Annotated in this window: 12 protein-coding genes and 2 pseudogenes; 7 read left to right on the top strand and 7 right to left on the bottom strand. The window is 58.6% G+C overall.

All coding sequences use genetic code 11. The annotated features are described in order from the left end of the window. Nucleotides 1-100 precede the first annotated feature (100 nt). The 3 genes and pseudogenes from ACP7AD_RS17580 to ACP7AD_RS17590 form a co-directional block, all read left to right on the top strand. On the top strand, nucleotides 101-472 hold the full coding sequence (locus tag ACP7AD_RS17580) for a DUF2917 domain-containing protein (RefSeq protein WP_426149058.1): 372 nt from the start codon (nucleotides 101-103) through the stop codon (nucleotides 470-472). Between the two features lie 655 nt (nucleotides 473-1,127). Further along, nucleotides 1,128-1,868 (top strand): DUF2726 domain-containing protein, encoded by a 741-nt coding sequence (locus ACP7AD_RS17585; RefSeq protein ID WP_426149057.1) that lies wholly within the window; start codon nucleotides 1,128-1,130, stop codon nucleotides 1,866-1,868. Nucleotides 1,869-2,027: 159 nt separating this feature from the next. Beyond that, nucleotides 2,028-2,108, top strand: a pseudogene (locus tag ACP7AD_RS17590) (Crp/Fnr family transcriptional regulator); the annotation flags it as partial. A 21-nt stretch (nucleotides 2,109-2,129) separates the two neighbouring features. Here ACP7AD_RS17590 and ACP7AD_RS17595 read toward each other — a convergent pair. After that, the gene (locus tag ACP7AD_RS17595; RefSeq protein WP_426149056.1) at nucleotides 2,130-3,062 is read right to left on the bottom strand and encodes a DUF6279 family lipoprotein; all 933 of its coding nucleotides are present in this window, start codon (nucleotides 3,060-3,062) and stop codon (nucleotides 2,130-2,132) included. Between ACP7AD_RS17595 and glmU the strand changes: the two genes are divergently transcribed. Next, nucleotides 3,061-4,479 carry a bifunctional UDP-N-acetylglucosamine diphosphorylase/glucosamine-1-phosphate N-acetyltransferase GlmU gene (gene glmU / locus ACP7AD_RS17600; RefSeq protein ID WP_426149055.1) on the top strand — a complete coding sequence of 473 codons (1,419 nt, stop codon included), beginning with the start codon at nucleotides 3,061-3,063 and terminating at the stop codon, nucleotides 4,477-4,479. The genes ACP7AD_RS17595 and glmU overlap by 2 nt on opposite strands. A 378-nt stretch (nucleotides 4,480-4,857) precedes the next feature. Here glmU and ACP7AD_RS17605 read toward each other — a convergent pair whose 3' ends face one another. Further along, nucleotides 4,858-5,355, bottom strand: a complete 498-nt coding sequence (locus tag ACP7AD_RS17605) for an Lrp/AsnC family transcriptional regulator (RefSeq protein WP_426149054.1) — start codon at nucleotides 5,353-5,355, stop codon at nucleotides 4,858-4,860. 136 nt (nucleotides 5,356-5,491) lie between these two features. Here ACP7AD_RS17605 and glmS point away from each other — a divergent pair, with 136 nt between their 5' ends. Then, entirely contained in the window at nucleotides 5,492-7,342 is a 1,851-nt protein-coding gene (gene glmS / locus ACP7AD_RS17610; protein ID WP_426149053.1) for a glutamine--fructose-6-phosphate transaminase (isomerizing), read from the top strand. Nucleotides 7,343-7,426: 84 nt separating this feature from the next. Here the strand turns inward: glmS and ACP7AD_RS17615 are convergent. From ACP7AD_RS17615 to ACP7AD_RS17635, 5 genes and pseudogenes are all read right to left on the bottom strand, one after another. Then, a pseudogene (locus ACP7AD_RS17615) lies at nucleotides 7,427-7,584 on the bottom strand (IS5/IS1182 family transposase); the annotation flags it as partial. 146 nt (nucleotides 7,585-7,730) lie between these two features. Next, the gene (locus tag ACP7AD_RS17620; RefSeq protein WP_426149052.1) at nucleotides 7,731-8,372 is read right to left on the bottom strand and encodes a hypothetical protein; all 642 of its coding nucleotides are present in this window, start codon (nucleotides 8,370-8,372) and stop codon (nucleotides 7,731-7,733) included. Nucleotides 8,373-8,387: 15 nt separating this feature from the next. After that, nucleotides 8,388-9,044, bottom strand: coding sequence for a hypothetical protein (locus ACP7AD_RS17625; protein WP_426166364.1), 657 nt, complete (start codon nucleotides 9,042-9,044; stop codon nucleotides 8,388-8,390). Between the two features lie 102 nt (nucleotides 9,045-9,146). Beyond that, on the bottom strand, nucleotides 9,147-17,048 hold the full coding sequence (locus ACP7AD_RS17630) for a filamentous hemagglutinin N-terminal domain-containing protein (protein WP_426149050.1): 7,902 nt from the start codon (nucleotides 17,046-17,048) through the stop codon (nucleotides 9,147-9,149). Continuing rightward, nucleotides 17,045-18,865, bottom strand: a complete 1,821-nt coding sequence (locus tag ACP7AD_RS17635) for a ShlB/FhaC/HecB family hemolysin secretion/activation protein (protein ID WP_426166366.1) — start codon at nucleotides 18,863-18,865, stop codon at nucleotides 17,045-17,047. Before ACP7AD_RS17635 ends, ACP7AD_RS17630 begins: the two co-directional genes overlap by 4 nt. Before the next feature lie 214 nt (nucleotides 18,866-19,079). Here ACP7AD_RS17635 and ACP7AD_RS17640 point away from each other — a divergent pair, with 214 nt between their 5' ends. Together ACP7AD_RS17640 and ACP7AD_RS17645 are read left to right on the top strand one after the other, a co-directional pair. Further along, on the top strand, nucleotides 19,080-19,763 hold the full coding sequence (locus tag ACP7AD_RS17640) for a response regulator (RefSeq protein ID WP_426149048.1): 684 nt from the start codon (nucleotides 19,080-19,082) through the stop codon (nucleotides 19,761-19,763). Continuing rightward, nucleotides 19,756-21,657, top strand: coding sequence for an ATP-binding protein (locus tag ACP7AD_RS17645; protein ID WP_426149047.1), 1,902 nt, complete (start codon nucleotides 19,756-19,758; stop codon nucleotides 21,655-21,657). Before ACP7AD_RS17640 ends, ACP7AD_RS17645 begins: the two co-directional genes overlap by 8 nt. The last annotated feature ends 201 nt before the right edge of the window (nucleotides 21,658-21,858 follow it).

The raw sequence follows: 21,858 nt of genomic DNA on the forward strand, positions 1-21,858 counted from the left end.
TGGCAATTCACGACCAAGAATGCGCGAATCAAGCTAAAACGGCTTTACCCGACAACTACCTCATGACGCGACACTAGAGGCTTCTGAAGTTTCCCGGTTTGTGCCTCAAACACGCTTTTTCACCGGCCTGGCTGGCTGGCTCGCGCTGGCGCAGTCCCTGCCGAGTCGGCCGAAAAGCTGGCTTGACGGCGATGTCCGGCTGCCCGCCGGCCGTGCGCTCACCCTGCAGGCGCGCCAGGCCGGCGTACTGCGCATCATGCAGGGCCGCGTCTGGATCACTTTCAGTCATGCCGACCAAGACCTGCGCGTGCGGGCCGGCGACCATTTTTGCAGTGCCGGTGAACGCTTGCCGCTCTCAGCCGGTGACACCGTGGTGATGGAGCCCTGGGGTAAGGAAGATGGACGTGACGCGCCGGCCCGGTTCCTCTGGGAGCCGGTTGCCATGGTTCGAGTGCTTGCACAGACTAGATAGGGCTCATCGGGCGCGATCATCAGAGTCTCCATGTTTTAACGAGGGCGGATGAAATAAAATCAGATAAAATTACAAAAAGTAACATTTACGACATAATCAAATATACTTTGTACAGGGCAGGGTAAATGCATGGAAACCCGCGCTGATCTGGCGAAGTAAGCTCTTCTTTCAAGCTGCTGAAGCAGTCCGTAATTTTTCTGATCAGATTAAAAAGCGATATTGCATTTGAATTCATTGAGCCAAAAAACGGTAAAAAATGAATTCATGTACTAAAGAACAGCTTGGGCCTTGTATTGAATACGGCACAAAACCTTTCCGGCGTTATGCAGAAAGCGTCAACTGCTATTATTTAAATAGCAACCAAGATGGCCCGTGCAGCAACCCGGATAGGCGCAGGATTTCACTTGGCATCTTCAATGAAGTCCATAACGCCTTCGCAGTGGGCTCCATCCATGCAACCCCGGCTTCCTGTTTCAAGACCTCGTGCAAAGAGCGTAAAACAGGGTAAATAAAGCCGGTTGTCGGGTGCCTACCCAACGCAACGATAAATAGCGTTCCATACAGACGTAATTAGTTACAAAAAAATTTGTGATTAATCATTCGGCCTGTGGCTTTCTCGGTCCACCAACCGGATTTCTGAAATCAGGAGCGGTAATTGATCCAATCTAACGGCTATCTCTGGATGGCAGTGCTCAGCACTCTTGGCCTTGCCGTCACTGGCGGATGGTTCTATGCATGGCTTGTCCGGCGTGCAGTGCATATTCAGCATTCGATGCTCGCCAACTGGCCGCTGGCTACGCGCCCGCTGGTCAACGTGGAGGAATGCCAGGTTTTGCATTGGATGTGCAAAACTTTCCCGGTGCATCAGGTCAACGTCAAAATTCCGGTGACACGCTTTACTCGTCCTCTTGGCCGTGAGCAGGCGGAGAACTTGTACAAATTGCTGAACGGGGTGTACTGTACTTTTACGATCTGCGCGCCAGACGGACGTGTGGTTGGCTGCGCAGATATCATGGGCGTCAACGGCCCGGCAAGCAACAACCGGCAACTCAAGCAAGCCTTGCTGGCCAAATGCGGCATCGCTTATTGCGTTCTCAGGCCAATGAGCTTGCCTGCAGCAGCCGCGATTCGCAGCGATTTTTTAGGCGAATCAGTTCCCGTCGAAACCGCGCCTTTGCACAAGCCTCGCGCAGAACGTAATCGAGAACTTGAAGAAGCGCTGCTGGCTCAAGCCCGGCTGAGGCTAAGCATGGCGTTAAATCGGCAACGTCATATCCGCGACAGCGATCTCTCGCCCTTGATGCCCAATTCAGACAGTGTCAACGGTGACAACCTGCTTCCAGGCTGGCAACACAATTCTTTCCTTGTCCCGTTGAGCAGCCGGCCCAGTACATGACGACGCAACCAGATAAACCAACAATATTCAGGAACTGGCGAGTGCTCTTCCCCGTCATTGAGCTTCAGTAAATTTCGCAGCAGCACCCTCACGCGGCAGGCCGGCAGCATCCTGGTTCCCGAGAAAAAGCCCAACGGGCGGCTGTTCACGCTGTACGAAGGCTCGGTCGAATTCCCGATCAACCAGCAGCACATCGCCGACACCCTGGGGCTGTCGCTGGTGCATGCCAACAAGACGCTGCTGCTTTGACCTGCTGGCCCGTCAGGATTTGCGGGCGTTCAGACTCCTGAAGTCCTGCTCGTAGCGTTTGAGGGTTTCCACCGCTTTGCCGCGCTGGGCCGGCGTCGTGCTGTTGTGCAGTTCGGCAAAGCTCTGGCAGTTTTCCTGGCTCAGTTCGTCCAGGTAGCTCCGCAAGGCCGGGTCGGGCGGGCTCAACGTGCGTTCGATCAGCCCGCGCAGGGCGGCCCGGGCCTGCGCGGGCGAGGACTGGCTTGATGCCAGCGGCTGCAGGGTCTGCAGCGCGTCGCGCTGGCGGCGCTGCCTTTCGGCGAACAGCCGGCGTACGTCAAACCGGGACTGCTCCAGGCGCCGGGCAATCACGGCGCGCTGTGGCTCGTCAAGCGTGCCGTACAGGCTTTCGGCACGGCTGAGCGCCTGCCGGTAGCGCTTGCTCTGGCGGGTTTTGCGGCTGTCGTCCTGCTGCTCGTCTTCGGCCTCGGCGTTGGTCTTGGCGAATTTTTGCTCCATGTGCCTGAGCTGGCCCGGCTGGAGCATGACGGCCAGCCCGGCGGCCAGCGGTTCGGCCTGCCGCGCCACGGTGCCAAAACTGCCGCGCACCTCGGCGGCCACCGCGCAGGCTGCGGCAGCGGTGGTGTCCGACGAAATTTGCTGCTGGAACTGCTGCAGCGCCGTGATGTAGACCGGCAACTGTGTCTGCCGGTGCCAGGCCTGGAGCTGGTTCAGGCTGGCCTTGACGCGCAGGCTCTGCTCGCCCGTGAGGTCCAGGTGCCCGTCAAGGAACCAGTAGGCCAGGTCGGGCGCCTGGTTGTAGGCCAGCTTCATGACGCTGCAGGCCTGCAGCACGCCGGCCACGGCCAGCACGCCGAGCAACCCGATAATCCGGGGTTGAAAGCGCCGGCCCGGCCGCGCCTTGTTCCTTCTTTTTAGCCGTCCCAAATTCACAGGAAATCTCATGTCGAACCCTCTTGACGTTGTCATCATGGCCGCAGGCAAAGGCACGCGGATGAAAAGCGCATTGCCCAAAGTGTTGCACCGATTGGGCGGACGCGCCTTGCTGGCGCATGTCATGGATTGCGCCGCGCAGTTGTCGGCCCGCCAGGCGGTCGTCATCACCGGCCACGGCGCTATGCAAGTTGAAGCAGCTTGCGCAGGCAGGACGGGCGCTTCAGCCGGTTTGGGCTTGAAGTTTGCACGCCAGGAGCCGCAGCTGGGCACCGGCCACGCGGTGCAGCAGGCGCTGCCCTTTTTGCTTGATGACGGCATCACGCTGGTGCTGTCGGGCGATGTGCCGCTGACGCAGGCGGCTACCTTGACGGCGCTGATGGCCGAGTGCGATGGCCAGCGGCTGGCGCTGCTCACGCTCAGCATGGCGGACCCGACCGGCTACGGCCGCATCGTTCGCGCTGGCAGTCAAGCCTCAAGCCAGGTGCGCGCCATCGTCGAGCACAAGGACGCCAGCGAAGCCGAGCGCGCCATCCATGAAATCTACAGCGGCATCATGGCCGTGCCCACAAAGCTGCTGCGCCGCTGGCTGGAGCGGCTGGACAATAAAAATGCCCAGAGCGAGTACTACCTGACCGACATCGTGAAGTTCGCGGTCGCTGACGGCGTGGCCGTGGTGGCGCACCAGATCACGGACGCCGCGCAGGTCGCCGGCGTCAACAGCCCGGTGCAGCTGGCCGAGCTGGAGCGCGTGTACCAGCAGCGCCTGGCCGTCGGCCTGATGGAGCAGGGCGTTCGCCTGGCCGACCCGGCGCGGCTGGATGTGCGCGGCACGCTGGAATGCGCTCAAGATGTCGAGATCGATGTGAACTGCGTGTTCGACGGCCGCGTCAGCTTGGGGCAAGGCGTGCGCGTTGGCGCGAACTGCGTGATTGCCAATGCGGTGATTGAAGCCGGCGCGGTGATTCACCCGTTCACCCACATCGACGGCGAAAAGCTCGGCGTGCAGGTTGGCGAGGGCGCACTGGTCGGGCCGTTTGCCCGGCTGCGGCCCGGGGCGGTGCTGGGCGCCGAGGTGCATATCGGCAACTTTGTCGAGGTCAAGAATTCCACGCTGGCGCGGGGCGCCAAGGCCAATCACCTGGCCTACCTGGGCGATTGCACGCTGGGCGAGCGCGTCAACTATGGCGCCGGCAGCATCACCGCCAACTATGACGGTGCCAACAAGCACCGCACGGTGATCGAGGCCGATGTGCACATCGGCAGCAACTGCGTTCTGGTGGCGCCGGTGACGATTGGCGCGGGCGGCACAGTGGGCGGCGGCTCGACGATTACCAAGGATGTGCCGGCCGGGGCCTTGAGCGTGGCGCGGGGCAAGCAGGTGAATATTGCGGACTGGGCGCGGCCGGCCAAGCTGGCCAAGGGTTGAGTTCTTTTTTGGCTTTTTGCGCGATGCCTGCTTGCGTGGATTGCTATTGAACTCGTCGCTGGTTGACTCTGCTGGATTGGGCTGGCCGGGGGTTGCCCGGCGGCAACTTACTTTTCTTTGCTTCGCCAAAGAAAAGTAAGCAAAAGAAAGGCGACCCGGCTGTCTGGGTCCCTGCGCTTCGCTTCGGGCAACCTGTGATGGCTGGCAAAAGCGGGGGTCCGCGCAAACTCGCCTGCGGCTCAAACAGCGCGCGGCCCTGATCCCGCTTTTGCCAGCCATCACAGGCCCAGCCAGAACGGGACAGGCGGGGATGAAAGAGCCAAACAGCCACGCCCGGCGCGTCCGGCAAAATCTTTCTGCTATGGTTTAGATAGCTTCTTACGCAGTCCTGTTGGGCGCAAGCAGCACTTTTGGCTTGAATTTCGCGCGCTTGACGCTGAAAAACGCCTTCACATTGCGCACATTCGCGTCGCTGGTGAACAGCCGCTGCGCCAGCGCCAGATAGCCCGGCATATCGGCCATATGCACCACCAGGATGAAGTCCGGCCCCGGCGACACCCGGTAGCACTGCTGCACGGCGTCATCGCCCACTGCCCGCGCCTCGAACGCGTCCAGCCAGTCGGCGCCCTGGCGGTCCAGCGAAATCTCGACCAGCACGGTCAGCCCGGCGCCAAGCAGCGCAGACAGCCGGTCGGCGTTGAGCACCGCGATTTCACACTCGATCAGCCCGGCGTCGCGCAGTCGCTTGACGCGCCGCAGGCAGGTCGGCGGCGACACATGCACGCGTTCGGCCAGCGCCTGGTTGCTCAGGCTGGCATCGTCTTGCAGGCATTCCAGTAGTTTGATGTCGGTCGGGTCTAGCTCTATTTCTTCCATAAAACGATTATTAATGAAATTAAATTTTATGTCTGTTATATTTTGAAATTTAATTTCAAAATATAACAAGAATTAAACACATTAAAAAGCAGTTAATCCGTAGCATCGTGCCATTATTTTTCTAGGAGTGCTTTTCATGTGCGGCATCGTTGCAGCGGTTTCCAGCCGAAACATTGTTCCCATCCTCGTGCAGGGCCTGCAGCGGCTCGAATACCGGGGCTACGACTCGTGCGGCGTGGCGGTGTATGCCGACGGCCTCAAGCGGGCACGCAGCACCGCGCGCGTGTCCGAGCTGCAGGAGCAGGTCAGCAGCGAGCACATCGAAGGCGGCACCGGCATTGCCCACACGCGCTGGGCCACGCACGGCGCGCCGGCGGTGCACAATGCGCACCCGCATTTCAGCCACGGCACCGGCCCCGCAAGTTCGGCGCGTCCCGGCAAGATCGCGCTGGTGCACAACGGCATCATTGAAAACCACGACGAGCTGCGCGCCGCCCTGCAGGCTCGGGGCTATGTGTTCGAAAGCCAGACCGACACCGAAGTCATCGTCCACCTGATGGACAGCCTGTACGACGGCGACCTGTTCGACGCGCTCAAGGCCACCGTGGCGCAGCTGCACGGCGCCTATGCGATTGCCGCTTTCTGCAAGGACGAGCCGCACCGCGTCGTCGGCGCGCGCGCCGGCTCGCCGCTGATCCTTGGCGTGGGCGCCGACCACAGCGAAACCTTTTTGGCCAGCGACGCGATGGCGCTGGCCGGCGTGACCGACCAGATCGTCTATCTTGAAGAAGGCGACATGGTGGACTTGCAGCTCGGCAAGTTCTGGATTTTCGAGCGCAACGGCCAGCGCGTCGAACGCGAGGTCAAGACGGTGCACGCCCACAGCGGCGCGGTCGAACTCGGCCCCTACCGCCACTACATGCAAAAGGAAATCTTCGAGCAGCCGCGCGCCATTGCTGACACGTTAGAGGGCGTCGTCGGCATCGTGCCCGAGCTGTTTGGCGACGAGGCCTATCGCACCTTCAAGGACATCGACTCGGTGCTGATCCTGGCCTGCGGCACCAGCTACTACAGCGGCTGCACCGCCAAGTACTGGCTGGAGTCGATTGCCGGCATCCCGACGCAGGTCGAAGTGGCCAGCGAATACCGCTACCGCACCTCGGTGCCCAATCCGCGCACGCTGGTCGTCACCATCACCCAGAGCGGCGAAACCGCCGACACGCTGGCCGCGCTGCGCCATGCGCAAAGCCTGGGCATGACGCAGACACTGACGATCTGCAACGTGGCCACCTCGGCCATGGTGCGCGAATGCAAGCTCGCCTACATCACCCGCGCCGGTGTCGAAATTGGCGTGGCCTCGACCAAGGCCTTCACCGCGCAGCTGGCCGGCCTCTTTCTGCTGACGCTGGCACTGGCGCAGTCCAAGGGCCGGCTGAGCGAAGAAGCGGAAGCGAACCACCTCAAGGCCCTGCGCCACTTGCCCGCCGCGCTGCAGGCCGTGCTGGCGCTGGAGCCGCAGGTCATCAGCTGGTCCGAGGACTTCGCGAAAAAAGAAAACGCGCTGTTTCTGGGGCGGGGCATGCACTACCCGATCGCGCTGGAAGGCGCGCTCAAGCTCAAGGAAATCAGCTACATCCATGCCGAGGCGTATCCGGCCGGCGAACTCAAGCACGGCCCGCTGGCGCTGGTCACCAATGCCATGCCCATCGTCACCGTCGCGCCGAACGACGCGCTGCTGGAAAAGCTCAAAAGCAACATGCAGGAAGTGCGCGCCCGGGGCGGCGTGCTCTACGTGCTGGCCGATGCCGACAGCCACATTGAGAGCAGCGAAGGCGTTCACGTCATCCGCATGCCCGAGCATTACGGCGCGCTCAGCCCGCTGCTGCACGTCGTGCCGCTGCAACTGCTGGCGTATCACACGGCGTGTGCGCGGGGGACGGATGTGGACAAGCCACGCAATCTGGCGAAAAGCGTCACGGTGGAGTGAAGTGGGACAGGCGGCGTGCGAACCAGGTTGAACCAGCTGCACGCGCCCCTTGATGTGGGAGATGTAGCCGCACGCTTCAACAGTCCCTCGGCTTGAAGTGAAGCGGGCGCCAAAACTGCGCTCGATCTCCGCCAGTTCATCCGCTTGGAAAGTCTGCCCAGCGGATGGCTCATCTTGATCTGCTCGTCCAGCCGGGGGAAAGGCAGCTCGCCCGTCTGCGCTGCGCGCGGTCTGGGTTCCATGAAAACCGCATCGAAATTTGCAAGATATCAAATAGATGGCATTTCTTTTCTTGCAAATTCAGTCCTCGTGGATCGATAAATTCCCCGGATAGATAAAAGACTTGCGTGTTTTTCAGTGTGGGTTGCAGAGGGATTGCGAAATAGTGCTAGAACGCACCTGGCTTGATGGCGGCGATATCCGGATTTTTAATATCCGCAACATATGACAAAACCAATTGCGCCGCGCCTTCTGGTTTAGACGAAACGTTTTCTGCACCATAAGTCGCAACGCCACTCACGCGCACCTCGACGCCAGCGTTATTGGGATCAAGGCCGGCAAACAAAATAAGGCCATTGCTGCCATCAGGTAAACCCGAGGCGCTGGCACCAGGCTTCCAGGACAAGTCTCGGAAATAGTTGTTGAGCTGCATGCCGGCAGCAGCGATCTTGTTTCGCGCCTCGTCCGATGGTGTTTCGCCGGTTTTCCAAACGACATTGACATGCATCAGTCGCCTGGATTTAGCGCCGAAGATGTAGCTGATGCTGGCGGGACCTGGCCCGGGCTCCAGCTCAGCGACGCGCAGCAACAATATTTCAGTGTTTTCGGCTGGGTTTTTGAGCATGCTCATGCTGTCGGACGCGGGTTTGAAGTCCTGCGCAATGGCCGATCGAACTTGTACTGCTTCCATGCCAAAGTGGGCACTGCGAAAACCGACCACACGATGGGCGTCCGCCACAGGCTGGGCAATGGCAACCACTGCTGCCAAGGCCAGGCAGGGAGCCAATAAAAAACGATTTAAAAACTTCATGATCACTTCCGCAAATTAAAACGAATCCGCAGCGAGGCGGTAAATATCAGGCCGAGTGGCGTTGGCCACTAGCGTCAAACGCAGGCTTGAAGGCCCCGAAGAGACGCCCAGAGGTGTCGCGATGCCCTGCAGCTTGATCTCTGCAGCCCCACCCGCCTCATCGTGCCCCGTGAACACCACAGACATGCCGGGGGCCACCACCGTGCCATAGGTGGTGTTGAACAGAGGCCAGGGTTGCGTTGCATAAGTTTTAGCCAGCTTGGCTGCGGCATTGATCAACAACGTTTCTTGCGCCTGGCTGGCCTTGCCGGCAGCCAGCCAGATCACATTCACCGCAATCAGGCGCTGGCTTGCCGCACCGAATACACAACTTATCGTGGCAACGCCAGGGCCTGGGTCGAGTGCAGGCAGCTCAAGCGTGAGCACGCGATTGCGTGAAACGGCATCGATTCTGTCGATCAGCACGGGATTCGCCTGAGGAAAGTCCAGCTTCAACACGGATCTGATCTGCTCGGCATCTATGCCGAATCGCAATCGTCCATACCCTTCCACCCGAAAGCTGGACGTCTGGGCCGGAGCTGCTGCAGCCGCTGGCGCGCTTTGACTATTCATGGTTTGAGCTTGAGCGCTCACGCCAGATTGAATAAACAACAAGGCGGCGGCTGAAATCATGAAAAATTTCATTTTAAAAATAACATCTCTTTAACGTTGTGGATTAAGCACGCCCGTCACGCAGCGCACCATGGAAAAAAGCAATGGGGCTCACTATCACGGTCATTGTTTGGGATCCCGAAATGTCATGCGACCGTCTTCCATGGTGATTCCGACCTTCCAGCGCGCAGCTTGCGCCTTCACTTCAGATGCATAGTATTCATAATTTGAATCAACTGAATACCCAAACTTTATGGCTATATCACGTTGGTCCGTGCTTGGGTCAAGATATCCTGCATTGGCAAGCGCAATGGCTTGGCTAGGGTCACTGGTCAGCAAATTAAGAAAATCTCGTCGCTTGTTTTCTCGCGTAGCTTTTAGATAGTTTGCGTAAGTAACCAATATTGCGAACTCGCTAACAAACTTGCTATTTTTAGTGGCTGCTTCTCTGTCTGCTTGACGTTCACCTTCTGATCCGTTACTCGATCCATTGATGATGCTCACCAGATAGGCATATTTGGCTGCAGGTCCAAGGGAAGAGATAAACCTGACTTTGGAATTATATTTTTCCTCTTCGGTAGGTGGCCGGGGAGGGGATGGACACCCTCCAAATCCGAGGCCGCAACCTATAGCGCCTCCGACGGCACTTGCTGCATTTTTAAGATCTCCATTAACAAAATCAGCCACCGCCCCCGGTCTGATATCGCCATCCAGCTTCAATTTAAACCCGCCTATTCCAATGTCTGCTCCAAACTCAAAACTGACGCGCAATCGGCCATCTGAATAGCCAACACTTCCGCCACCCGAGCCACCCAGCGATCCGGGCGATGTCACCGATGCCGTAGACTGCAGACTTCCGGTGTCACCAGAAAGGCCTGCTGTCCCGCTCACCGAGACGCCTGCACCTACCGAGCCGCTCGTCGTGGCTCCAACTGAACCATTGTTGTAGCCCGCATTGGCCGATCCGGAAGCGCCAGCATTCGCCGTCACTGTTGTCGCGGCGGTGACTTTGCCAGCGTCGGTCGATGAACTGTAGCCAACCCCCGCCTGCGCCGACGCGCCCGCATTGGCCAAAACTGCCAGCCCTTTTGGATTCAACTTGGCTGAGACAAGCGCGAGGGTCGATGCACTTGCATTGACATAGCCCGGGCCAAAATCTAACCTGACCCCTGCGTCAGCGTTGGCCGAGGCAACCAATTTGACGCCCGTTATTCCATATTGAGCCAAAGCTTCAGCGCTTGCTTTCGCGTTGGCAGAAAGTTCGGCTTCACCCAAACTGGTTTGTGTTCCAGTGCTGGTGCCCGCAGTTGCTTTTTGGCTGCCGGTCAGTCTAGAAGCCAAATCTTTCGCGATACCGATTGCAGCGATTGCAGTGATCCCTTTCGTCCCCGATGATGTGCCTGGACTCCAAGGCGAAACACCATTTATCGTGATGTCGTTTTGATTGGGCGCATAAGCTGGTAGTGCCGGTATCAGCCGTTCATTGGCCGTCGCAGCACCTGGGGGTTCATAGGCCCCTGTAGACAGGTTCAGGGTGGTGTCGGCATAGACATCGAGCGTTCCGGTGTCGTTTTTTCCATAGGTAGCTTCTGATGAATGGTCCTTGGGCAATATTCGGTAATTTCCAGCGTCTTTTCCCGCAAGCCCCACAACGGGAAAGGTATAGCGCGAAGAAGACAGGTTTTTAAACTCGACGGCAGCGTCACTCACAAAATGGCCATTGGCCGCCACCATGGCCACATTGCCCTTCACGTCGTCATTATTGATGGGCGTTCCGTTCGGGCCGCGCAAGGTGGCAACACCAGGCTTGCCAACCAGGCCAAAACCAGAGCTACCCACGAACACCGCACTACTGGTCGCGTAACTGAGCCACATGGGTGTGATGCTCAACACGCCGGGCACGCTGCCCGAAGAAGCCACCACGTAGTTGGGTGCAGATGCCCCTGTCAGGCCCGTCAATACTTGAAAATAATTGCCTACGGGGGTTTTGTCGGTGAACGAGACTTTTCCGCCCTTTAAATCCAGTAAACCGATCGTTCCACCGAGTCGGTCGCCCACCAAAGCACCAGGAACAATGATCTGACCGAGGTCAATACCCGGAATCCATGGGTCGCAGGTTTTGGTGTTGCAGGCCTTGTAGTTGCCATACTGCCCCGAAACATCGGTAATGGCGTAGGCGAGTGGTTTGGGCGCAACTGTCAGCCTGCCGTCCGTGGGAAACAAGTAGTTGCTTCCAGCCGCTGCCACTGCGCCAAAAGTGTACGTACCGGCGTCCGGTAGTGTGTCGACCCCGCGCCGTACACCTGTCCCGCCAACGGCGACGCTGATCGGTGTCGCAATGGGTTCTCCGGTTTTAACGACATCGCCAGGCAATATCCCCGACAACGAGAAAGTATTAGTAGCGGGTAACTTGTCGCCGTAGGTAATGGACAGGTTACCTGCACCCTGGCTCCATGTCAGTTGCAAGGGCTGGATGGTAAAAGGGAAATATTGACTTCCAGGATAACCAGCATTGGTCCATTGGTAATTGTCTGCACTCCGCCCGTACAGATCTTTCAGCTCTGTGACAGTTGCATAATAGTAACCTACGGATGTGCGGAACGGAAGATTGGTTTTGGCTATAGCCGCAGTGCCGCACTTTAATCCGCTGCATATAAAAGAAACTGCCTGCAGTGTGTCACCCGGCACCAGGCCCGAATAAACCCAAGGTAAAGCGTTCGATCCATAATTAACCAAACCGTTGTCAGCGATGCTGAGATCGATCGTTTTGCGAGTGATTTCAAAGGGGCCTGCGAACGCATTTTTGGGTGTTGCATAGTTTGAAACATCCGCTCCAAAGAAACTCGACTCCAGATTGTAATTACCAGCAGCCTGTCGCTCATAAATAAAGGAGGCTTTATTGTTGTTGGAATCTTTTATGTACGGTTGAAAAACCGCATCGTCCTTCCCAAAGGGCGTTGTCACCACATCGGCGTTACCAAGGGCCTTCAAACCCATCGGAGTTCCGTAGACAGCCGTAAAAAGTCTTCTATCCACGCTGTTGGTCACAGCGACAGCATCAGTAATTTCTTTTGGTTTGATGATCAAATTGTAGGAACGTGGGGTGTCTTGGGATAGCACATAATTTGATGCGTCCACTCCCGTCAGAACGCCACTACTATTCCATGTATAAGTTCCCGGCAGATAAGCGCCCGATTTTGAAAAACGAAAACTATCAGGAGCAACTAATTTGTGTTTAACATCCTGATTCTGAATCACTCCTTCTAATTTCAGGACGAAATTTATTGCATACGTGGCTGCTTCACTGTCGCTCATTACACCTGTGGGACGGTAATACGTTCCGTAGGTAGCTTCAGTAAAATTATTAGTATTATTCCAAGTGAAGCCATTGGCAATTAAACTTACAACTTTTCGTTGAATAGTAAGCTGACCTACACTGAATGAAAGCTTGTAGTTTCCTGATTGGGCACCCCATATATCCTTTGTGCGCAAGTTATAAGTTCCCGCATTGCTCAGGTATGACGGCTGGGTGCCGTCGGCCAGTGTTGTCCGACCAGCGTTCACATTGTCCCCGGCCAGCACGCCCTCTAAATGGCCCAAGCCAAGCACAGCAGGGGTTCCGTAAACTGTATCCACCTTATCGAATCTGGAGATAATGGATATTGGCAGGATCGTCAGCGAGCCTTGAATTTGTTGCCCAAATCCAGCCGGTGGAAGCATGTAGTTTGAAGCAGCGGGACCAGTCAGACCTGTTGCTACGGAGGTATAGTCGCCAGCCGGACTTCGATCAGTCATGACGGTATTACCCGGGAGGTACACGCTTGCGCCAGGGCGATAACCATACTGGTATCCGATCTTTGCCTCCACCTTGTCGTTCCCCACCAGGTTGCTGAATGAAACCCATGCAGAGTAGTCGTGAAACGGATTGCCATATCCCGTGGTTAGCGGCGCGATGCTGAAGGCGAGTTGGCGAGGGGTAATGTCGAAAGGCGCCAGACTATTAATGACCCGGTAGTTCCATGCTTTAGGCCCCTCCAGTGCAGTGGCTACCCTGAAGTAACTTCCGACGTTCAGGTAAGGGTCTGTAGCAGGTGAAAAGTCGCGATTTTTATTGGTCAGCACCGGGCTGACGATGTCGCCGGCAACCAAACCGTCAACGGTTCCACCAAAGTCCACCGTGTCGCCATAGACGTACCTGCTACCTGGGTTGGTGAACTGCACGGTCACGTTTTTGGGATTGACCTGGAGCGAGCCAACACTTTGACGGCGGTCTGCCACTTTGTAGTTGGCTGAATCTGCCCCGCTCAATGCGTCCAGAGCCACGGTGTAGGTGCCAACGGGGGTATTGGCATTGACGTTATCACCGCTTCTCAATTGGTCGTAGGCATACGTTTGTCCAGCAACTATGTCGCCAGAGACAATGCCGATCAGCGCAGGATTGGCTGATGACATGTCTGCCTGGATTCCATACGTGCTGGCAAGCGAGTTCATGTAAGCGACGCTTACCGGCTTGGGCGTGATCGCGACTTTCTGCGGGGTGCTTGTTGAAAGATCCAGGCTGTAGTTGCCCGCGAAGGCGCCCCTGATAGCGCCGAGATCGACCTGATAGCTGCCAACCGGCAGATTGCCGCTGCCGCTTGGCGCATAGGATGACGGGTAGGAAACGACCTGGGACGCGGTGACGCCGAGCAGGTCCGCGCTGAGTACCCCGAGGAACCATGGCGACGGCAATGTGGCCTGCCCATAAACCTGACTCATGTCTACACCAAAGTAGGAAATTGGTTTTTTGTTGATGGTGAGTCTGCCAACGTCGCCGCTGTAGCTCAGGCTGTAGTTGCCGCTGCTGTTGCCCTGCAAACCGCGAATGGTCCAGGTGTAGTCTCCTGCAGGTGTCCGGTAGCTCAACCAGTTGTTTTGCACGTCCGGCACGACCGTGTCGCCCGCCAGCACACCTGTTAGTGATACACCGGGCGACAGGTCGGCCATGTCCCCATAGGTGCTGGTGATGCCGGCGGGGTCATAGCTGACCGTGATCGCCTTGGGGCTGACGGTATAGCGTCCCGAGGTATTGCCCGTGGCCGCAACGGTGTAGTTGCCGGCGCCGGTGCCGGTCAAGCTGACCACGTCTGAGGCGTAGGTCGCTGCTGGCGTTCTGGCACTGAGGTTGGCCGCCTGGCCCGCCGCAGACAGCCCCACCAAAGGTGCGACATCGTCGCCCGCGAGGATTCCACTGAGTGAGGCCGTGGGCAGGGTGCCAGCCGAGCCGTAGACCTGTCCACCGTTAGCCGCAAGGTAGTTGAGCGGTTTGGGCGCGATGTTCAACATGCCGCTGACAGCACCTCCGCTCAAGTCCAGGAGGTAATTGCTGGCGCCGGCACCAGACAGGCCGGTCAGGCTAAAGCTTGATGCACCCGCGTTGACCTTTGGATCGAAACCAAAGCCCAGGCCGTTGCTGACCATGGTGACGTTGGCCGTTCCATTGTGCGTGGCCAGTGGGGCAAGTGTGTCGCCGTTGACGAGGCCGCTCAGGCCGGCTACCGCGACTGGGGCGCCGTAAACGTAGGCGCCGTTCGATACGGCAGGTGTCACCCGGCGCTGGGTGATCGCGAGCGGAACCGGGATGGCGCCAAGGGCAACAAAATAGCTGCCAGCCAGCCCACTGGCCAGCTCCGCGCTGCTGGTGGCTGACAGGGACAAGTTGTTATTGCCTGCCGACGCCAACACACCAGGCCCGCTGAGTGCCAACGAACCGGCGCCCAAAATGTCGCCCAGGGGATCAGCCGCCGAGGTGCTGCCGGAATGCGCGGCGACACGCAGCAAGGGCGCTGTCAAGTCGGTTAGGCCGGGGTCGCTGTCGCCATACACGCGCGTCAGACCAGGCTGGCTATCCAGTTCAAGTCGCACGGCGTCGCCGTAGGACAGCTTGCCCAAGTGCGTGGTCAGGCCGTTTTCAATGAACTTGATCGCCCCTTCGCCAAAGATGGTGCCGCCGGTTTTCTCATCGGTCCAGGTCACGCTTTGCCCACTTAGCGCTACCACGGAACTCATTGACGAGACCAGCAGGTTGCCTGTCAGGCTGATGGCGCCGCTGACGTTGATGTCGTCAGTCAGCAGTATCTGCGTAGCGCCATACGCGGGCGTTGCCGTTGGCAAGATCGTTGCGGTGAGCCCGTTGCCACTGAATTTACCCAGCGTGATGCGATCAACTTCGCGGTTTGTGTTGCCTGCGCCGTCAGCCAGGGTCAGCGACAGGTTGCCGTTGCTGTTGATAAAGTTGGCATTGCGCACATCAAGCTTAGCGGCGCCAGCACCGCGCTCGGCATCGACCACGCCATGCGCGGCCGTGTCGTTGGCAACAATGGTCCAGTTGCCGCCGCCTGTTTCGAAGACGCCGCCGAGTGTCACCGAACGCCCAGCCGACAGGTTCAGGTTGCCGCCGGGGGTGGCGGAGGTTCGTGTGACAAAGCTGAAGTTGTCCAGCCAGCTGATGTCCTGGCTGGCCTGCAGGTTGACGGTGGTGCCGGCACTGAGTAGTGCAGTGACATCGGCATCCAATAGTCGGGTGACTGTGCCTGGCGTCGCGTAGTTGTAGTTCTTGGCGGTATCCGTCCCGGTTGAGTTGATCACGATGTCTTGCGGATCAATCAGGAGCTTGCCGCCCTGGCCCAGGTCAATGCGCTTCAGATCAACCGATTGCACCGTGGACTTGGCGGATACCTCTACTGCGCCGCCGGATACGGCGCCACGCGCCGAGATGGCGCCTTGCATCGCCGTCGTGCTGTTGCTCCAGACAATGGCAGTGCCGCCCGTTCCCGCAGGACCGGTGGCAGACACATTGATATTGCTGGCAGCGTCAATAGTGGTTGTCGTAGCGTTGGCGATTACAGGCGTACTGCCAAAGCGTCCTGCAAAAAGCACAGCGTCTGCGGAGTCGGCTGGCTGCTCTCGACCGCCTTGAAAGGCGCCCCCCACGCGTACCAAGCCCCCGCGCTCGGTGCCTGTGGCGCTCAGTGATGCGCCTTCAAGTGTGACCTTGGCGCCCGTCACATCAATGCGTCCGCCCAAGGTATCGCCATCAGCGATCAACGAGCCCGTGACGCGCACCGCGCCACCCGCACCCCCGTCAAGCACGATGGCCCCGTTCTTGCCCGACACGCTGCGGGCACTGATGTCGCCGGGCATGTTCACCGCTTCACGCAGGGCCTGCCGCACGGTGGCAGCTTTCAGCATGATCGTTCCGCCATCGGCCTGAATCACGCCGCTGTTGGACACCAGGGCTTGCCCATCGGCTGCAAGCGCGCTGGCCGGCAGCATCACCTGCAAAAATCCGTCACCGCTGAGATCGAGCGTAGCCGCCTCGCCCGAGCCCAGCGCCACTTTGCCCAGCGGGGCACTGATCAGTCCTTCGTTGGCCACTGTGCTGCCCAGCAGTCCGACCGTGCCGCCGGGGCCGGTGAGAATCTGACCCCGGTTGACGACAGAGGCACCTTTGCCACTGAAGACGTTCTTGCCGCCCATGAACGCGGACTCGTCCATGCGCAGCGTCGAGGCAATGAACCCGGCGCGTGTATCAACCAGGCCAGTGGGGGTGATCGCAATGCCGTTTTGGTTGATCAGATAAACCGAGCCATTCGACTTGAGCGTACCGGCGATGGCCGAGGCATTGCCCCCGGTGACCACGTTCAAGGTCGCCGCGCTGGCATTGGGCTGGGCGAAAGTCACCTGCTTGCCCTGGCCGATGCTGAAGTCATTCCACTTGATCACTGCCCGCTGTGTGCTTTGATTGACCAGCATGGCACCCGTGGCGGGTGTTTGCACCGTGGCTGCACCCGCCGTCACCTGGGCGCCAGCCGGTAAATCCAGGGCCGACGCTGCCATCGACAACGCCGAGAGACCAAGCATGGCGAGTGCGCCGACCACGCGTTTGCGCGTTGAGGAAGATTTGCCGTGGCCCTTGGAAACCTCGGAAACAGCCACCCAGGTATTGGATACCCGGCTCCAGACAATGCGGTAATGGTGGTTCAAAATTGCACCTGGCCTTTTACAAACAACTGGTTGCCGTTCAAAACGGAGGGCTTGGACTCGTGGCGCCCGTACTCCATCGAGAAGTTGACGCTTCGCCACTGCATGCGCAGGCCAAGGCCGAACGCTTTGCTGAGTCCTCGCCCTGTTCCGGTGGCAAGCTGGCTTGTGGTCTTGCCTGCCGCGCCGAAGACATAGGGCACAAGATTCACATTCTCCGAACCGGGCTGCCAAGCCACTGGCCGCGTGAACTCTTGCCGCAGCATCCAGCCGCCATCGTCAGAAATCGAACCTGAAACAAACGTTGACAGCGCGTCTTCACCGTCAAGGCTGAACAACTCACTGCTCGGCAACACGCCGTTGAGCGACTTCTGGACACGCACTGACGATTTGGACTGAACGCCCATGGGAAGCTGCTGTTCGTATGCTAGGCTGCCTTCAACCTTGACAAAGTCCGGATTGGCATCCCTGCGCGACATCGCGATGCCACTGCTTGCTACGTCCGCCTGGGTGCGGGCGCCCAGTCGCGATGTGCCGGCGGAAATTGTCGCCCCGGCATTCAGGCGTCCCGAGGAAGCCAGCGTTGTGTTCCAAGCCGCGCCCACACGTGCCACACGCAGGCGATCCTGATCGAGGACGAACGCGCCCAGGCTTGAGCCATCCGCAGCCATCATCTGGAAATCGGGCAATGTATCGATTTGACTGGTGGCGTCAAACGTGCCGGTGATGGTCAGTTCTTCCTGACGATTGACGATTAGCGGGTAAACCAGGCGCAGGGTGTAGCGTTCGAATTTGCTCAACGAGCGCGGTACGCCCGGCTGTGGCGCCGGCTGGCTGACCGAGGAGGTAAATTCCGGGTTGATTGACAAGCCATTGCTCCCTATCGGGATGAGGGCGCCACCACCCACGACACGTCTGGGCGCATCACTGCGAAACGCGCCGACCCAGTCCCGACCGCCCGATACATTGGCATAGAGTTGCACGCCAGCGCCAACGGGCTCGTTCAAGCTGGCTTGCAATGTGGTCTGCCAGGGGCCCAGTGACTTGGAGAGTCGGTCGTCTGCCGAAAAAGCGCCGCTGAAGCGCTTGAATGTGCCGTCCAGCGTCAAGATGACGCCGCCGGGATCGGAACCCGCCAGCAAGGTACTGCGCAGCGCCAAACCGGGTGATCGCCCCGCGAGCGTCAGGGCGCGCTCAAGTGCCTCGCCACGCAGTCGGCGCTGACCGACCAGTCCTTGCATCACCGCCAATACACGGCTGCGCGAGCGCTCATCCACAGCGCTGGCATCAATGCGTTCGACGAATCCATCGAGCACGATCAGGCGCAACGTGTCGCCATCATTGAGTTTTTGCGGCGGAACAAGGACACGCACCAAGGCATAACCGGCCTCGTGGTAGAGCATTTCGATGGATTCAGCCAGCTTGTAGAGATTAGCGACGGAGATGCGTTGCATCCGAACCTGTGACAACAGCGTTTCGGTGCCGGCCGCGAACTCGGGAAAGCCGTCCTTGACGGAGACTTCTCCGATGCGCACAAAAAGCTCTTCCGCATTGGGTGGAACTTCAGCCGGGGCCGGCTGCGGCAATACCGCCGGAGGTCTGGCGGGGGTTTCCGGCCGAAGGTCACGCGGCGTCACCAGCGGCGCTTGCTGCGCCGAGGCCAGGAGTGGCGCCAGGCAGATCGGGAAAACCCAAGCAAGGCGCCAAGCAGCACGGACTGAACCCTGGCGTGCAGCACTCGCCTGAGGGGCTTTGAGCGACGCCAGCTGACTCGGGTAAAAAGGTAACGAGGTAGCGCTTGATAATGTGGGCAAGAACATAGGAGGTGTGGTGTGTTCGCGTTTTGCTTTGCGGTTTACTGGCAGATGCTTTTTATTACAAATTTTTAATTTTATTGACCTTAAGTAAATAAAAACGGTTTGTCTGTCCCTAGTTGTGGGGACAAACCAGCAGTTGGGCCATGGTTCAAGTATGTGACACTATGTTTCCTTTTTTGCATCCTGCCAAGGGCGAGTCCATTTCTGCAGCCTGCCTATGACGATCAACAGCTCCCCCATCTGCGTGGCCTTCGTGGAAGACGATGTGGACTTTCAACTGGTGTTGCGCACCACCATCGAAACCGCTCCCGACATGCTGCTGGTGTCGGCGGCCAGCACCCGCGCCGCAGGTCTGAAGGCCGTCAACGACGGACCGGTGGATGTGTTGCTGGTCGACTTGGGGTTGCCTGACGGTTCCGGCATTGATGTCATCCGGGCTGCGCATGCCCGGTGGCCCAGCTGCGCCGTCATGGTCATCACCACCTTTGGTGATGAAGCGCATGTCATGCAGTCGCTGGAGGCGGGTGCTGCGGGCTACCTTCTCAAGGACAGTTCACCCAAGAGCATGGTGACCGAAATCCGCAGCCTGCACGAGGGTGGCAGCCCAATCAGTCCACTGATCGCGCGGCGAATCCTGATGCGATTTTGGGGGGAAGAAAAAGAGCAGCCCCTCCTGCCCCGGTTTGCGCAGAAAGGCTCACGCGCCGTGTTGTCTGTCCGGGAGCAAGAGGTGCTGGAGTTCATCACCAAAGGCTTTACCTCGGAAGAAATTGCCGGCTTGATGTCGGTCTCGCGCCACACCGTCCTGACCTTTGTGCGGCGCGTTTACAGCAAACTTGAAGTCAACTCCAAAACCGAGGCGATTTTCGAGGCACGCAGCCAGGGTCTGCTGGGTGACTGAGACCTTGCTGCGCCTGGTCCTGATGTGTACGGCACTGTGGCATCCGGCATTGCAGGCCGAAACACCCCTGCACTTCACAACCGCCGAGATACTCCTGATCCAGGGCCATGGCTATGCCCCGCCGCCCTATGAAGCCACGGCTGCGGACCTGCCGGGAACCTGGCAATCCGTCGCACTGCCGCACGCGGTGACCCGGCAGCTGGTACCAGATGCTGACGCGGGTGATGTGCGCGGCCCGCCAACCGTTGTGACTTGGTACCGTTTGCCAGTGTCTTTGCTGATGCCCTCCGTCAATCCGCGCTACCTCTACATTGCGCGCTGGAAAACCGATGGACAGCTCGCGGTGTATGGCGACAGCCGCTTGCTTTACCAATCCCATGCCAACATCTTCTGGAATGGCTGGAACATTCCCCTGTGGATCGCCTTGGACGAAACCGCCGCGTCGGTCGCGCCCAGAGAAATTCTGCTGAGGGTCCAGAGTCCGCGCGGCTCTGGTGGCGGCATGTCATCGGTGTGGCTCGGGGACAGCGAAAGCCTAAGCTGGCGTTACAGATTGCGCTATTTCATTCAAGTCCAGTTGCCCTCGGCGAGCAGTGCCGCATTCCTGGCCGTTGGCCTGTTCTCGTTGTTCGTGTGGTTCAGGCTGCGTTCAGAAACGGAATATCTGCTGTTGTTCTGCATTTCCGTCGCCTCGTTCTTGCGATCCCTGCATTTTCACGTCGGGGAAAACAAGCTGGCCATCTCTGACGCCTGGTTCACCTGGGTCACGATCAACTCCCTTTACTGGATGGTTCTGATTGCGCACTTTTTTCTAAACTACCTGCACCGGCGGCCCTTGTCCTGGCTGGATCGCAGCGTCAGCGGCATCACGCTGGGCATGGGCATGCTGACCTTGCCGGTCTTTGCGGAATTTCTCGACGCCTATGCGCTTTCACCCCTGGCTTATATCGCCTTGCTGTTGATGGGCTCCCTGGTGGCTGGCGTGGGGTTTTTTCAGTCGCGCCGGACGCATTCGCGCGATGGCCTTCTTCTCAGCACCTGGGCACTGGTTGGCATGCTGCTGGGCGGGTACGACTGGTTATTGCAAAACAATTACATCGGCATCGAGAGCATCTACCTTGGCCCATTCAGCAACATCGTTGCCTTTTTGCTCTTCATGCACATCATTTTTCGCCGTTACATCGCGGCAAATGCCGAAGTCAAACAGGTTAATGCCAGTCTGCAACTGCGTTTGCAAGAGCGCGAAGACGAGTTGCTGAAAAGTCATCGGCGACTGCGCGAAACTGCTCACCGCAAGACCCTGAGCGACGAGCGTCAACGGCTGATGCAGGACATGCACGATGGCATGGGTTCTTCATTACGCAGCGCACTTCTGGCGGTGGAAAAAGGTCAGATTGACCCCGCTATGGTGGCTGAAGTGCTGAGAGGTTGCATTGACGACCTGAAACTGGCCATCGACTCCATGGAGCCCGTGCAGGCCGACTTGCTGCTCTTGCTGGCGACGCTGCGGTTCCGACTGGGGCCGCGCCTGGAAAGCGCCGGCATCGTTTTGCGCTGGGAGATCGAGAACGTCCCGGCGCTGGAGTGGATCGACCCCCGAAATGCACTGCATATCCTTCGCATCTTGCAGGAGGCGTTTACCAACATCATCAAGCACACCCAGGCCACGGAAATCCGCGTCATCACCGGGGTTGACGATGACTGTGTGTTGGTCAGGATCATTGACAACGGCTGCGGTTTTTCGGTTGCCCAAGGCACAAGCAACCCTGGCAAGGGGCTGGGAAATCAGATTCGGAGAGCCGAATCCATCGGGGCTGAAATCCGCTGGACTTCAAGCGATGCCGGCACCAGTTTGGCTTTGCATCTGCCGATCAAGAGGCGGATAAGCGTTTGAGGCCGCGTGGCATCAAAGACGTTTGACCGTTAAATGCTGTACGCATGTCGGGACGGGTGGTCGCGCGACGGTCCCGAACCCGGGCGGGCTGCGCGGTTTTTTCCATGCGAGCTTGCTATTAAATAAGGGGCTTAGGAACCAGAGCTTATCGACAGCTAAGCTAAGTTCCTATCGTGATTCAGAAAAACCGGTATTTCAGGC

It is taken from the genome of Polaromonas sp. DSP2-3-2b2, from assembly GCF_049895905.1.
Lineage (GTDB): Bacteria > Pseudomonadota > Gammaproteobacteria > Burkholderiales > Burkholderiaceae_C > Polaromonas.